13 protein-coding genes are annotated in these 13,217 nt (G+C 69.0%); 8 read left to right on the forward strand and 5 right to left on the reverse strand.

The features are described from left to right. Window positions 1-27: 27 nt before the first annotated feature. From QM682_RS14770 to der, 6 genes are all read left to right on the forward strand, one after another. On the forward strand, window positions 28-498 hold the full coding sequence (locus tag QM682_RS14770; RefSeq protein ID WP_415131055.1) for a hypothetical protein: 471 nt from the start codon (window positions 28-30) through the stop codon (window positions 496-498). A 122-nt stretch (window positions 499-620) separates the two neighbouring features. Continuing rightward, window positions 621-1,220 (forward strand): superoxide dismutase, encoded by a 600-nt coding sequence (locus tag QM682_RS14775; RefSeq protein WP_415131057.1) that lies wholly within the window; start codon window positions 621-623, stop codon window positions 1,218-1,220. 160 nt (window positions 1,221-1,380) lie between these two features. Further along, entirely contained in the window at window positions 1,381-2,301 is a 921-nt protein-coding gene (rarD, locus tag QM682_RS14780) for an EamA family transporter RarD (RefSeq protein WP_415131059.1), read from the forward strand. A gap of 76 nt (window positions 2,302-2,377) precedes the next feature. Further along, the gene (locus tag QM682_RS14785) at window positions 2,378-3,073 is read left to right on the forward strand and encodes a hypothetical protein (protein WP_415131061.1); all 696 of its coding nucleotides are present in this window, start codon (window positions 2,378-2,380) and stop codon (window positions 3,071-3,073) included. A 56-nt stretch (window positions 3,074-3,129) separates the two neighbouring features. Further along, window positions 3,130-4,452 (forward strand): PQQ-binding-like beta-propeller repeat protein, encoded by a 1,323-nt coding sequence (locus QM682_RS14790; RefSeq protein WP_415131063.1) that lies wholly within the window; start codon window positions 3,130-3,132, stop codon window positions 4,450-4,452. Further along, window positions 4,449-5,912 carry a ribosome biogenesis GTPase Der gene (gene der / locus QM682_RS14795; protein ID WP_415131065.1) on the forward strand — a complete coding sequence of 488 codons (1,464 nt, stop codon included), beginning with the start codon at window positions 4,449-4,451 and terminating at the stop codon, window positions 5,910-5,912. Before QM682_RS14790 ends, der begins: the two co-directional genes overlap by 4 nt. 35 nt (window positions 5,913-5,947) lie before the next feature. On the opposite strand, the gene QM682_RS14800 is transcribed toward der, so the two are convergent. The 3 genes from QM682_RS14800 to QM682_RS14810 all read right to left on the reverse strand — a co-directional run bounded on the left by QM682_RS14800 (window position 5,948) and on the right by QM682_RS14810 (window position 8,071). Next, window positions 5,948-6,295 (reverse strand): hypothetical protein, encoded by a 348-nt coding sequence (locus QM682_RS14800; protein WP_415131067.1) that lies wholly within the window; start codon window positions 6,293-6,295, stop codon window positions 5,948-5,950. 49 nt (window positions 6,296-6,344) lie between these two features. Beyond that, complete coding sequence (serS, locus tag QM682_RS14805; RefSeq protein WP_415131069.1) at window positions 6,345-7,634, reverse strand: serine--tRNA ligase; 1,290 nt, start codon at window positions 7,632-7,634, stop codon at window positions 6,345-6,347. Window positions 7,635-7,699: 65 nt separating this feature from the next. Then, the gene (locus QM682_RS14810; protein ID WP_415131071.1) at window positions 7,700-8,071 is read right to left on the reverse strand and encodes a SoxS protein; all 372 of its coding nucleotides are present in this window, start codon (window positions 8,069-8,071) and stop codon (window positions 7,700-7,702) included. A 121-nt stretch (window positions 8,072-8,192) separates the two neighbouring features. On the opposite strand from QM682_RS14810, the gene meaB reads away from it, so the two are divergent. After that, on the forward strand, window positions 8,193-9,173 hold the full coding sequence (gene meaB, locus QM682_RS14815; protein ID WP_415131073.1) for a methylmalonyl Co-A mutase-associated GTPase MeaB: 981 nt from the start codon (window positions 8,193-8,195) through the stop codon (window positions 9,171-9,173). 206 nt (window positions 9,174-9,379) lie between these two features. Beyond that, a complete protein-coding gene (rpmB, locus tag QM682_RS14820) occupies window positions 9,380-9,655 on the forward strand; it encodes a 50S ribosomal protein L28 (RefSeq protein ID WP_415131075.1) in 276 nt (91 codons plus the stop codon). Window positions 9,656-9,787: 132 nt separating this feature from the next. Here rpmB and QM682_RS14825 read toward each other — a convergent pair whose 3' ends face one another. Beyond that, a complete protein-coding gene (locus QM682_RS14825) occupies window positions 9,788-10,426 on the reverse strand; it encodes an arylesterase (RefSeq protein WP_415131077.1) in 639 nt (212 codons plus the stop codon). Between the two features lie 20 nt (window positions 10,427-10,446). Then, on the reverse strand, window positions 10,447-12,885 hold the full coding sequence (locus tag QM682_RS14830) for a heavy metal translocating P-type ATPase (RefSeq protein WP_415131079.1): 2,439 nt from the start codon (window positions 12,883-12,885) through the stop codon (window positions 10,447-10,449). Window positions 12,886-13,217: the final 332 nt, after the last annotated feature.

Consider the following 13,217-nt stretch of genomic DNA (forward strand, 5'->3'; position numbering starts at 1 on the left):
CAGGGCCGAATGTCTCCGAGGTCCGCCATGCGTCCCGTTTCCGCCCTGATCGCCGCCCTTTTCGCCAGCCTGGCCCTGTCCGCGCCCGTCCGCGCGCAGGCGCCGCTCGCCCCGCCGCCGATGGTGCGCAAGGGGCTGGAGGTGATGATGTGCGAATTGCAGGACCAGTCCGGCACCGGCTGGATTCCCGAATTCCTGATGGTCACCCGCCAGACCGCCGGCGCGCATGCCGGCCGGATCGAGGTCTTCGACCCGATCCTGCAAACCCTGGTGCGCCGCCCCGTCGCGGCGGTCATCACCGCCGAGGACCGGCGCAGCCGCTCCTATGGCTGGGCGTTGGGCAATGTCAGCAACGAATCCGGCCAATATACCGACCGGCTGGACTATCGCCTGACGCTGCGCAAATCCGATGGCGCGGCATGGATCAGCGTCACCGCGGCGGGATACGAGAACCGGATGCAGGGCCAGGGCCGCTGCGCCAGCCCGCCGCCGGGCTAAGGTTTGGAACCCCGCCCGCGGGCCTTGCGTTCGGCCCCGAGCGGCCTGGCGGTATCGGGGCTTCCCCCGAAGCCCGACCTGTGTCAGAAACCGTTTCCGAAACCATTGGAAAGGAAATCGAAATGGCCTTCACCCTTCCCGATCTTCCCTATGCGCATGATGCCCTCGCGGCGGGCGGCATGTCGAAAGAGACACTCGAATATCACCACGACAAGCACCACAAGGCTTATGTGGACAAGCTGAATGAGCTTGTCGCCGGCACCGAATGGGAAGGCAAAAGCCTCGAAGACATCGTGACCGGCACCTACCAGTCCGGGGCCGTGGCCCAGAACGGCATCTTCAACAATGCCAGCCAGCACTGGAACCACGCCCAGTTCTGGGAAATGATGGGGCCGAACGCAGGCGCCATTCCGGGCGAACTGGAAAAGGCCCTCACCGAATCCTTCGGCTCGGTCGATGACTTCAAGAAGAAATTCTCCGAGGCCGGTGTCGGCCAGTTCGGCTCGGGCTGGGCCTGGCTCGTCAAGGACAAGGACGGTTCGCTGAAGGTCACCAAGACCGAGAACGGCGTGAACCCGCTCTGCTTCGGCCAGACCGCGCTTCTGGGCTGCGACGTGTGGGAACACAGCTATTACATCGATTTCCGCAATGCGCGGCCGAAATACCTGGAAAACTTCCTGTCGAATCTGGTGAACTGGGAAAACGTGGCCTCGCGCCTCTGACCTGCGCCACCGGCAAACCGCATGAAGGCCCGCCCGATCCCGGCGGGCCTTTTCTTTCTTGGAAAAATATCCCGGGGGAATCCCGAAGGGATGGGGGCGGAGCCCCCTTGCCCTCGCCCGCAAAGCATCGCAAGGCTGGCCGCCTGCAAGGGGAACGGCGATGAGCGACTGGACCAAGGGCTTCTGGGCGATGATCGGGGTTTGCCTGATCTGGGGCCTTTCGCCGATCTATTACCGCAGCCTGGCCTCGGTCCCCACGCTTGAGGTGCTGGCCCACCGCACGCTCTGGTCGTTTCTGCTTTTCGCGGCCATCCTCGCCGGTCAGCGCCGCCTGCCACAGCTATGGGCGGCGCTGACCGGCCCGCATCTGGCGCGCATCGCGCTGGCCTCGCTGATGGTTTCGATCAATTGGGGGCTGTTCATCTGGGCGGTGCAGGCGGGACATGTCGTGCAAAGCTCGCTGGGCTATTATATCTTTCCGCTGGTCGCGGTGCTGCTGGGCATGGCGATCTTCGGCGAAAGGCTCAGCCAGGCGCAGGGCGTTGCGGTGGCGCTGGCGGCGCTGGCGGTGGGGTTGCTGACCTGGGGGCTGGGGGTCGCGCCCTGGGTCAGCCTGGGGCTGGCGATGACCTTCGGCATCTACGGCGTGATCAAGAAATCCCTGCCGCTTGGACCGATGCTTTCCGTCGCGGCCGAGGTGGCGCTGCTGTCGCCGCTGGCGCTGGGCTGGCTGATCGCGCAGGCGCTGCACCTGGTGCCGGGCAGCCTGGCGCATCCGGTGATGTTCGGCACCGATCTGCGGCTGTCGCTGCTGCTGATCGCGTCCTGCGTATTCACGGCGGTGCCGCTTTTGCTGTTCAGCTTTGCCGCGCGGCGGGTGGGCATGGCCACGCTGGGCCTGATGCTCTACCTGAACCCGACGCTGCAATTCTTCTGCGCCGTGGTGCTGTTCGGCGAGCCGTTCACCCATTGGCACCTGATCGCCTTTTCCATGATCTGGGCGGCGCTGGCGCTTTACTCGCTGTCCAGCCTGCGCCCGGTCGGTGCGGCCCCGCGCGGGCGGGCGCGCCGCAGGGCGTGAACGCCGACCGTTCCGCCCGGCATTGGCAAACCCGATCAAGGCCGTATAGAACAGCGCCAAAGCAGACGGGGACGACATGGCCAATCAGAATGACAGCTTCATCGACGAGGTGACCGACGACTTGCGGCGCGACCGCTTGTTCAAGGCGTTTCGCCGCTTCGGCTGGATTGCGATTCTGCTGATCCTGGTCCTGGTCGGAGGCGCGGCATGGCGCGAATACGCCAAGAACCGCGACGCCGCCGCCGCCCAAGGCTGGGGCGACGGGCTGCGGGCGGCGCAGGACGCGCCCGATCCCCTGGCGGCGCTGACGGCGCTGGACGCGCAGGGCTCGGCCGGGCGTAAGCTTCTGTCCGAGATGCTGGCGGCGGGCCTTCAGGCCGATGCCGGCCAAAAGCAGCAGGCCGCCGACCGGCTGGTCGCGGCGGCCCAGGGCGTGGCTTCGGACCCGGTGCTGCATGACCTCGCCATGCTCAAGGCGGTGATGGTGGCTGGGCCGATGATGGACGCGGCCCGGCGCGACACCATTCTTTCGGACCTCTCGAAGCCCGGCGCGCCCTTCGAATTGCTGGCGCTGGAGCAGAAGGCCGTGGCCCTGATCGGCGCGGGCCGGACCGAGGATGCGGTGATGCTGATCCGCCAGATCCAGCAGAAGGACGGGCTGTCCGAGCCCTTGCGCCGCCGCTTGGGCGAGATGATGATCACCCTGGGCGCCGCCCCGGACCAACCGCCGGGCCCCGGCCCGCAAAGCATGACGGTGGTGCCGGCCGAATAGGGCCGGGCCTCAAGGCAGATGCCATGGGCAGGAACGCCCGTGAAAAGGAGACAGCGATGAATCGGTTGCCCCTGATCGCCGCCCTGGCTGGACTGACCGCATTGGCGGCCTGTCAGCAGGGCGACACCCCGCTGCCGGGCGAAAGGCTGGACCCGCGCGCCGTGATATCGGCCGATGGCATACCCGCCCAGGGTGCGACCGGCCCGACCACCGGCGCCCTGTCCTTGCCGCCCGTCCGCGGCAATGCCGACTGGCCGCAGCGCGCGGGCAGCGCCAGCCACGCCTCGGGCAATATGGCATTGGGCGCGGGCACGAGCCGGATCTGGTCGGCGTCGATCGGCCAGGCATCGGACCGGGGCCATCGCATCACCGCCGATCCGATCGTGGCGGGTGGGCTGATCTTTACGCTGGACAGTCAGTCCACCGTCACGGCGACCACGACCGGCGGCGGCCGCGCCTGGAGCGTGGACCTGCGCCCGGCCGGCGAAACCGGCCGCAGCGTCTCGGGCGGGGGGCTTGCCTTCGAGGGCGGGCGCGTCTTCGCCACCACCGGATATGGCGAACTGGTCGCGCTGGACGCGCGCTCGGGCGGCGTGGCCTGGCGGCAGAAGGTCGAGGCGCCGATCAGCGGCGCGCCGACCGTGCAGAACGGCATCGTCTATGCGTTGGGCCGCAACGCCGCCGGCTGGGCCGTGCGCGCCAGCGACGGCAAGGTGCTGTGGCAGGCTTTCGGCAATGACGGGCTGGCGGGCGTGATGGGCGTCGCGGCCCCTGCCGTCGCGGGGGATACGGCGGTCTTCGCCTTCACCACCGGCGAGATTCTGGCCGTGGACAGCCGCAACGGGGACCAGAAATGGGTCGCGAACGTGGCGGGCTCGCGGCTGGGCCGCTCGATCGGGCTGTTTCGCGACATGACGGGCGATCCCGTGATCAGCGGGAATACGGTCTATGCCGGAACCAATTCGGGCCGCGCCGGCGCCTATGACCTGACCACCGGCGCCACCCGCTGGGAGGCCCCCGAGGGCGCCTCCAGCCCGGTCCTTGCTGTCGGCAATTCGATCTTCCTGGTGAACGACCAGGCCCAGCTTTTGCGGCTGGATGCCGCGAACGGGGGCCGGGTCTGGGCGCAGAAACTGCCCTATTTCACCAAGCAGGTCGTGCGCAAGCAGGACAAGGTCTGGAACCATTACGGCCCGGTGCTGGCGGGGAATCGGCTTTACCTTGCCGGGTCGGACGGCTATCTGCGCGTCTTCGACCCCGCGTCGGGCGCTCTGATCGGCACGGCCGAGATCTCGGGCGGCGCCGCCGCGGCCCCGGCCGTCGCGGGCCAGACCCTTTACGTCGTCACCCATGACGGCCAATTGATCGCATTCAGATGAGCTTTACCCTCGCCATCGTCGGGCGGCCGAATGTCGGCAAGTCCACCCTGTTCAACCGCCTGGTCGGCAAGCGCCTGGCCCTGGTCGACGACCAGCCCGGCGTCACCCGCGACCTGCGCGAAGGGCAGGGGCGGCTGGGCGACCTGCGTTTCATCGTGGTCGATTCGGCGGGCCTTGAGATGGCCGACGATGACAGCCTGCAAGGCCGGATGCGCCGCCTGACCGAACGCGCGGTGGATGAGGCCGATGTCTGCCTGTTCGTCATCGACGCCCGCGTGGGGGTGACGGCGGCGGACGAATATTTCGCCGAGATCCTGCGCCGGCGGGCGAAGCACGTCATCCTGGCCGCCAACAAGGCCGAGGGTCGCGCGGGCGAGGCCGGCGCGATGGAAGCCTATGCCCTGGGCCTGGGCGAGCCCTTGCGCGTCTCGGCCGAGCATGGCGAGGGGATGGATGATCTTTACCGCGTCCTGGTTCCGCTGGCCGAGGCGTTCGAGGCCCGGAACGTCCAGCAGGCCCCCGAAACCGATGTCGATGTCGAGGGGGACGACGACGAAAGCTGGCGTCCCAGCGCGGCCAAGCCCCTGCAAATCGCCGTCATCGGCCGACCGAACGCGGGCAAGTCCACGCTGATCAACAAGATCCTGGGCGAGGACCGCCTGCTGACCGGCCCCGAGGCCGGCATCACCCGCGATTCGATCAGCGTCGCCACCGATTTCATGGGCACGCCGATCCGCATCTTCGACACCGCCGGAATGCGGAAAAAGGCCCGGATCAGCGACAAGGTGGAAAAGCTGTCCGTCGCCGACGGGCTGCGCGCCGTGCGTTTCGCCGAGGTGGTGGTCGTGCTTCTGGACGTGGGCATCCCGTTCGAACAGCAGGACCTGCGCATCGCCGATTTCGCCGAGACCGAGGGCCGCGCCGTGGTCGTCGCCGCGAACAAATGGGATCTCGAAGACGACAAGCCGCACAAGCTGAACGAACTGCGCGAGGCGTTCGAGCGTCTGCTGCCGCAGTTGAAGGGTGCGCCGCTGGTCACCGTCTCGGCCCGCACGGGCAAGGGGCTGGACCGGCTGCACAACGCGATCCTGAAGGCGCATGAGATCTGGAACCGCCGCGTGCCGACCGCGCGGCTGAACCAGTGGCTGGGCGCGATGACCGAGGCGCATCCGCCGCCCGCCCCCGGCGGCCGCCGCATCCGGCTGCGCTACATGACCCAGATCAAGACCCGGCCTCCGGCCTTCGTGGTGATGGCGACGCATGTGGACAAGCTGCCCGACAGCTACCAGCGGTATCTGGTGAACGGGCTGCGCGCCGATTTCGACATGCCCGGCACGCCGATCCGGCTGACCTTCCGCGATCAGGGAACGAAAAACCCCTACAAGGACAAGGCCGACAAGATCAACCAGTCGGGTGCGCTGTCCAAGCACAAGCACCGGCAGAAGCCGAAGGGCGAATAAGGCCAGGACCGTCACCCGCGCCAACGCGAAGACGATCACCGCGACGGCAGGGACCGGATCGGCGGCGATGAGGCGCCTGCGATGCCGATCAGGTCCCAGGTCGCCGCGAAGCCGAAGCCGATATTCCGGTCCAGCCGTAATTGGACCATCACGACGATCAACTCCGCCGCCGGAAACAGCGGCATGTCCAGCCGCATTTGCACCAGCGCGGTGAAGGCGTTGAAGGTGACCAGCCCGCGACGAAGGCCAGAGCGGCGCTCCCGATCCGCACCACGCCTTTGACCGCGCGCGAGCGGCGGCTGATCCAGCAAGCGGCAAAAGGCGTGATAGGCCCGCCCCGACAGTCCCGCCCGCCCCGACGGGATGGCGCCATGACGCTGCATCTGGCCAAGCGTGGCGGCTCTGCCCGGCTTCGCCCCGTGCCGTCGCGGATCAGCCCAGGGCGCCGTCCGCCAGAAGCCTGGTCTTGCCGCCCAGATAGGGATGCAGCGCCGGCGGCAGGTCGACCGAGCCGTCTGCCTGCTGCCCATTCTCCAGGACCGCGATCAGGGTGCGTCCCACCGCCAGCCCCGAGCCGTTCAGCGTATGGACGAATTCCGGCTTGCCGCCCGGCGCGCGATAGCGGGCATTCATCCGCCGGGCCTGGAAGTCGCCGCAATAGCTGACGCTGGAAATCTCGCGATACTTGCCTTGTCCGGGCAGCCAGACCTCCAGGTCATGGGTGATGCGCGCGCCAAAGCCCATGTCGCCGCCGCACAGCACGATGGTGCGATAGGGCAGGCCCAGCCGCTCCAGCACCGCCTCGGCGCAGCGGGTCATGCGGGCATGCTCGGCCAGCCCGCTTTCCGCATCGGTGATCGACACCATCTCGACCTTCTCGAACTGGTGCTGGCGCAGCATCCCGGCGGTGTCGCGCCCCGCGCTGCCCGCTTCCGAGCGGAAGCACTGGCTATGCGCGACCATGCGCCGGGGCAGGCTTGCCGCCTCGACGATCTCGCCGTTGACGGTATTCGTCAGCGTCACCTCCGAGGTCGGGATCAGCCACCAGCCCTCGCGGGTCTGATAGCTGTCCTCGCCGAATTTGGGCAATTGCCCGGTGCCATACATCATCTCGGACAGCACCAGAACGGGGGTCCAGGTCTCCTCCAGCCCATGCTCGGCGGTGTGCAGATCCAGCATGAACTGCGCCAGGGCGCGCTGGATGCGGGCAACGCTGCCCTTCAGAACGACGAAGCGGGCGCCGGACAGTTTGGCGGCGGTCTCGAAATCCATGCCGGGTCTGACGCCCGCGATCTCGAAATGCTCGCGCGGCTGGAAATCCAGCGCGCGCGGCTCGCCCCAGCGGCGGATCTCGATATTGTCATCCTCGTCCTTGCCGGCGGGGACGGCCTCCACCGGCAGGTTGGGGATCTCCATCAGCATCTCGCGCAGCCGCTCGTCCAGCGCTTGGGCCTCGATCTGCATGCGGGCGCTCTCGTCCTTCTTGGCGGTGACCAGGGCGCGCAGCCGCTGGAACTCGGCCTCGTCGCCCCGGCCCTTGGCGGCCCCCGCCTCCCTGCTCAGCTTGTTCTGCTCGGCCTGGGCGGCTTCGGCGCTTGCGATGCGGGAACGGCGATCAGCGTCCAGAGACAGGATCTCGGGCGAAATCGGCGCCAGATTGCGCAGGCCAAGGGCTGCGTCGAAGGCGGCGGGGTTTTCGCGGATGGCGCGGATGTCGTGCATGGCGGACCCATTCCTAGGATGTTGCGAGGCCCCGAATAAACCAAGCCCGCGCAAGGCGAAAGCCTTCAGCCGGGGCCGGCCGCCTGTTTCAGCATGTCGCGCAGCAGGGGAAAGAACTTCCCGGCGCCCGGATAGCCCTCGAAACGTGCGATCTCGATCCCGTCGCGCAGCAGGATGAAGCTGGGCGTCAGCCAGGGCATGCGGTCCAGCGCCAGCCCGTCGGGATAGGGACCGTCGACATCGACCATGAACAGGGGCGCCGCCCGCCCCTCGGCCTGACGGGCATAGATCGGCCCGATCTCCCGGTCCCATTCGGCGCAATAGACGCAGCCCTTGCGCCGCACCATCATCAGCCGCAAGGCGCCGCCACCCGCGACGGCCGGCCCGGCCAGCGCCCAGGCCAGGGCGCCCAGGAAGATGCGTCGTCCCCAATCCATCGCGCGACCCTATTCCCGCGCCCCGGCGTCGGCAAGCGCGGCGTTTACATGTCTTCCTTGTCCAAATATCCACGGGGGGCGCGGGGGCGGTAGGCCCCCGCAGGCTTGGCAGGAAGGGTGGATGCCGGAATTGACGGACGAACTGACGCAGCCGCTGATCCAGGGCAACCGCCGGGCCCTGTCGCGCGCCATCACGCTGGTCGAAAGCACGCGGCCCGATCACCGCCGGCGGGCTGTCGCGCTTCTGGCCGAACTGCCGCCCCGCCAGGCGCTGCGGATCGGCCTTTCCGGCACGCCCGGCGTCGGCAAGTCCACCTTCATCGAGGCGTTCGGCAAGCTGCTTACCGCGCGGGGCCTCAAGGTCGCGGTCCTGGCCGTCGATCCCAGCTCGGCCCGCTCGGGCGGCTCGATCCTGGGCGACAAGACCCGGATGGAGACCCTGGCCCGCGATCCCAACGCCTTCATCCGCCCCTCGCCCTCGCGCGCGGAACTGGGCGGCGTCGCTCGGCGCTCGCGCGAGACGGTGCGGCTCTGCGAGGCGGCGGGCTTCGATGTGGTCCTGATCGAGACGGTGGGCGTCGGCCAGTCCGAAACCCTGGTGGCCGAGATGTCGGACCTTTTCATCCTGCTGCTGGCGCCGGCCGGCGGCGACGAATTGCAGGGGGTCAAGCGCGGCATCATGGAGATCGCCGACATCATCCTGGTCAACAAGGCCGATGCGGAACTGCGCGACACGGCATTGCGCACGGTCGCCGATTACGCGGGCGCGCTGCGGCTTTTGCGCAAGCGCCCCCAGGATCCGCAGGGGTTTCCCAAGGCGCTGCCGGTCTCGGCCTATACCGGCGAGGGGCTGGAGCGCGCCTGGGCCGAGATGACCGAGCTTGCCGATTGGCGCCGTGCCAACGACCATTTCGACCGCCGCCGGGCCGAGCAGGCACGGCACTGGTTCCTGTCCGAACTGCGCGCGGGGCTTCTGGCGCGCCTCGACGCACCCGAGATTCGCGCCCGCCTGCGCGAGACGGGCGACCGCGTGGCCCAGGGCCGCGCCGATCCCGACCAGGCGGCGGCGGCGATGCTGGACTGGCTGGCGCAGCCGCGTTGATTCGCCGGGCCGGGGTCCCCGCGCCCCGGAGGCTTCGGCGGGCGCGCAAGAATTCCGGGGCTAGCCGTGTCCGCCTCGGCGAAAAGGCTTGACGCGCCCCGCTTCTGCCCTTATTCCCCCGCAGACAGATTTCGGGCGCTGCCTCGCGGCGCCCTTTCATATTGCGGGCAACCGCCCGTGCAGGATCGAATCGAAGGAAACAGATCATGTCGCGCGTTTGCGAACTGACCGGCAAGGGCCCGATGAGCGGCAACAACGTGTCCCACGCCAATAACAAGACCCGTCGCCGCTTTCTGCCCAACCTCAACGAGGTTTCGCTGATCTCGGATAAACTGGGCCGCAGCTACCAGCTCCGCATCTCGGCGGCGGCTCTGCGCTCGGTCGACCACCGTGGTGGCCTCGACGCCTTCCTGGGCAAGGCCCGTGACGAGGAACTTTCGGACCGCGCCCTGAAGATCAAGCGCGAACTGGCGAAAGCCTGATTCGACCGAATACCTGATCACATGACCGGCGTTACGACCGGGCCGATCGATTCGCGGTTCGGAACGACACCGCACAGCCCCGCCCTTTCAGGCGGGGCTTTCGCATTTTTCAGCCGAGCCTTGTAAGCGGGGCTATTGCGCGGCCTCGATCCGGGCCAGCAGCGTCTCGACCGAGGGGCCAAGCGCATCCACGATCAGCCCGATCCCCTTGGCCGAGGCATGCACGCCGTCCTGTTGCAGCAAGCCGGCCCATTCCTCGGCCGGCCGCGCCGTCAGCGGGGCGTAAAGATCGGGAAACAGCAAGGCGCCGTGCTTTTCCGCCAGCCTGGGCCAGATCGCGGCCCAGCCGCGCTGTTGGCGGGCATGGGCGCGAGGATCGGCGATGCCCACCAGCAGCACCGGGCGGTTTGCCTGGCCCGCCTTGGCCAGGATCTGGTCCAGATTGCCCTGCGCCCCGGACCAACCCAGATTGCCCAGGATGTCGTTTCCGCCCAGTTCGACCAGCACCGCATCGGGCTGGGCCGAGGCCAGCGCCGCGTCGATCCGCAGCACGCCCCCGGCGGTGGTGTCGCCCGACTTGCCGCCATTCACCACCAGCACGTCGTGGCCGCGCTGGCGCAGCCAGTCCTGCAATCGCGGCACCAGGCCCTGGTCCTTGGGCAGGCCATAGCCCTCGGTCAGGCTGTCGCCAAAGGCCAGAAGTCGGATCTGTCCGGCCCAGCCGGGCAGGGCGAACGGCACCTGGGACAGCACCAGGGACAAAGCGAACAAGACGGGGCGCAGCGGCGATGTCAGGCGAATCGGCGTAACCTCAGGGCATTGGTAACAACGAAGACCGAGGACAGAGCCATCGCGCCGGCCCCCAGCATGGGCGAAAGGCTTGGTCCCCCGAAGCCTGCCAGAAGGCCCATGGCGACGGGAATCAGGGCGGCATTATAGGCGAAGGCCCAGAACAGGTTCTGCCGGATATTGCGCATCACCGCCCGCGACAGGCGCAGCGCGCGCGCGACGCCGCGCGGATCGCCGCCGATCAGCACCACCTCGGCCGATTCGATGGCGACATCGGTGCCGGTGCCGATGGCGATGCCGGTATCGGCGGCGGCAAGCGCGGGAGCGTCGTTGATGCCGTCTCCGACGAAGACCGTGCCTCCGGCCTGCAATTCCGCGCCCATTTCGCGGATCGCCTGAAGCTTGCCCTCGGGCAGCACGCCCGCGATCACCCGGTCGATGCCCAGCTTCGCGCCCACCGCCTGGGCCGTGGCCTGCACATCGCCCGAGATCATCACCGTCCGCACCCCCAGCGCGTGCAGTTCGGCGATGGCCTGGGCGGCGGCGGGGCGGATCGGATCGGCCAGCGCCAGGGCGGCGACATGGCTGCCGTCCACGGCCAGATGCACCGGCGTGGCGGCCTCGGCGGCCCAGGTCTCGGCCAGGGCCAGCAGGTCTGGATCGGGGGTGATGCCGGCCTCGGTCAGGGCGCGGGTATTGCCGACCAGAAGCGCCCGGCCCTCGACCCGCGCGGTCAGGCCGCGCCCGGCCTGTGCCTGCACCTTTTCGGCCGTGGGCGGGGTCAGGCCGCGCGCCCTGGCGGCGGCAAGGATGGCACTGGCCAGGGGATGCTCGGAACGCGCCTCGGCGGCGGCGATCAGGCGCAGGGCCTCGTCCTCGGTCATGCCCTTGACATGGATATGGATCAGGGCGGGGGCGCCCTGGGTCAGGGTGCCGGTCTTGTCGAAGCCGACCAGCCGCGCCTCGGCCAGGCGCTGCAAGGCATCGCCCCGGCGGAAGAGCACGCCCAGCTGCGCCCCGCGCCCGGTGCCCACCATGATCGAGACCGGCACCGCCAGCCCCATCGCGCAGGGGCAGGCGATGATCAGGACCGAGATCGCCGCGACCAGCGCGGAGCCAAGCTGGCCCTGAAGCACCATCCAGCCCGCGAAGGTCAGGACCGACAGCGCGATCACGATCGGGACGAAGACCGAGGTGATTCGATCCACCAGCGCCTGGACCGGCAGCTTCGCCGATTGCGCCTCGGCCACCATGCGGGTGATGCGGGCCAGGACGGTGTCGCCCCCGGTCGCCATCACCCGGTAGCTGAGCGCGGCGCTGCCGTTGATCGTGCCGCCCGTGACCGTATCGCCGGGGGCTTTCTTCACCGGCAGGGGCTCGCCGGTCAGCATGGATTCGTCGATATTGCCCTGGCCCTCGGTCACGATCCCGTCCAGGGCCACGCGCTCGCCCGGCGCCAGGTGCAGGATGTCGCCCCTGCGCAGATCGGCGATGGGCAGGCTGATCAATTCGTCCCCGCGCTGGACATGGGCGGTGGCGGGGGTCAGTTCGATCAGGCGCTGGATCGCCTCGCCCGCCTGGCCCTTGGCGCGGGCTTCCAGCCAGCGGCCCAGCAGGATCAGGGTGACGATGACGGCGGCGGCCTCGAAATAGACATGGCGCGAATCGGCCGGCAGCAGGCCGGGGGCGAAGGTCGCCACCGTCGAATAGGCCCAGGCGGCAAGCGAGCCCAGGGCGACGAGGCTGTTCATCTCGGGCGCGCCGCGCGCCAGCGCCGGCAGGCCCAGGCGCAGGAAGATCCGCCCCGGTCCCAGCAGCACCGCCGTGGCCAGGGCGAACTCGGCCAGCCAAAGCGGGCGCTCGCCCAGCGTGCCGTGCAGCCAATGGTGCAGGGACGGGAAGGCATGTCTGCCCATCTCGACCAGGAAGATCGGCAGCGTCAGTGCCAGGGCGATCAGGAAGCGGCGGCGCATCGCCTGGGCATCGTCGTGATGGTCGTGCATATGCGGCGCCTGGTCCTGTTCCAGCCGCGCGGGATAGCCCTTGGCGGTCACGGCGTCGGCCAGGGCCTGGGGCTGCGTCGCCGGCGAGTGGTGGACCAGCGCCGTGCCGGTGGCCAGGTTCACCGCCGCGTCGCTGACGCCGGGAAGCGCGGTCAGCGCCTTCTCGACCCGGCCCACGCATGAGGCGCAGCTCATGCCTTGGATATCCAGCCGGGTCTCCTGCGGGGCGGCGGGATAGCCCGCCTTGTCCAGCGCCGCGACGGCCTGGGCCAGGGCGGCATCGCCGTCATGGCGGAAACTCACCCTGCCCATGGCGAGGTTCGCCGAGGCGTCGCGGATGCCGGGAATGGCGGCGAGGGCACGCTCGACCCGGCCCACGCATGAGGCGCAGCTCATGCCGGTGACGGCCAGATCGGCCTGGGAATCGGAATGGTTCATCTGAAAGCTCCTGTCTGAAGGCGGGGGAACGCGGTTCAGACGGGGCAGGGCGGGCCTTGCGGGCGCTGCGGCGGGTGATGATCGCTGACCAAAGGCATGCGCGGATGCAGGATGCGGGGCGGCAACGGGGCGCTTTGGGCCAGCGCGGGGCGCGCGAGCACATGGCAGCGGCAACCGCGCCCGCCGCGTCCCCGGCAAAGATGCGCGGGACGGGCCGTGGCCCGGCGGGGCGCGGCTTGGCGGGAAGCTTGGCGGGAAGCTTGGCGCACGGATTTCGCGGGACAGCACATGGTCAACGCATCCTTTCAGATGCAAGCTAGGCACGCTTGGGC

Origin of the sequence: Paracoccus sp. (in: a-proteobacteria) (assembly GCF_047605025.1) — a bacterium.
Classification (GTDB): domain Bacteria; phylum Pseudomonadota; class Alphaproteobacteria; order Rhodobacterales; family Rhodobacteraceae; genus Paracoccus.

What these genes read in the sequence shown, in the direction of transcription:
- meaB (WP_415131073.1), top strand. Translation starts at nt 8,193, where the DNA reads ATGCCGGAATTGACGGACGAACTGACGCAGCCGCTGATCCAGGGCAAC.
- QM682_RS14770 (WP_415131055.1), top strand. Translation starts at nt 28, where the DNA reads ATGCGTCCCGTTTCCGCCCTGATCGCCGCCCTTTTCGCCAGCCTGGCC.
- QM682_RS14830 (WP_415131079.1), bottom strand. Translation starts at nt 12,885, where the DNA reads ATGAACCATTCCGATTCCCAGGCCGATCTGGCCGTCACCGGCATGAGC.
- QM682_RS14785 (WP_415131061.1), top strand. Translation starts at nt 2,378, where the DNA reads ATGGCCAATCAGAATGACAGCTTCATCGACGAGGTGACCGACGACTTG.
- QM682_RS14775 (WP_415131057.1), top strand. Translation starts at nt 621, where the DNA reads ATGGCCTTCACCCTTCCCGATCTTCCCTATGCGCATGATGCCCTCGCG.
- serS (WP_415131069.1), bottom strand. Translation starts at nt 7,634, where the DNA reads ATGCACGACATCCGCGCCATCCGCGAAAACCCCGCCGCCTTCGACGCA.
- QM682_RS14810 (WP_415131071.1), bottom strand. Translation starts at nt 8,071, where the DNA reads ATGGATTGGGGACGACGCATCTTCCTGGGCGCCCTGGCCTGGGCGCTG.
- QM682_RS14800 (WP_415131067.1), bottom strand. Translation starts at nt 6,295, where the DNA reads ATGCAGCGTCATGGCGCCATCCCGTCGGGGCGGGCGGGACTGTCGGGG.
- QM682_RS14790 (WP_415131063.1), top strand. Translation starts at nt 3,130, where the DNA reads ATGAATCGGTTGCCCCTGATCGCCGCCCTGGCTGGACTGACCGCATTG.
- rarD (WP_415131059.1), top strand. Translation starts at nt 1,381, where the DNA reads ATGAGCGACTGGACCAAGGGCTTCTGGGCGATGATCGGGGTTTGCCTG.
- der (WP_415131065.1), top strand. Translation starts at nt 4,449, where the DNA reads ATGAGCTTTACCCTCGCCATCGTCGGGCGGCCGAATGTCGGCAAGTCC.
- rpmB (WP_415131075.1), top strand. Translation starts at nt 9,380, where the DNA reads ATGTCGCGCGTTTGCGAACTGACCGGCAAGGGCCCGATGAGCGGCAAC.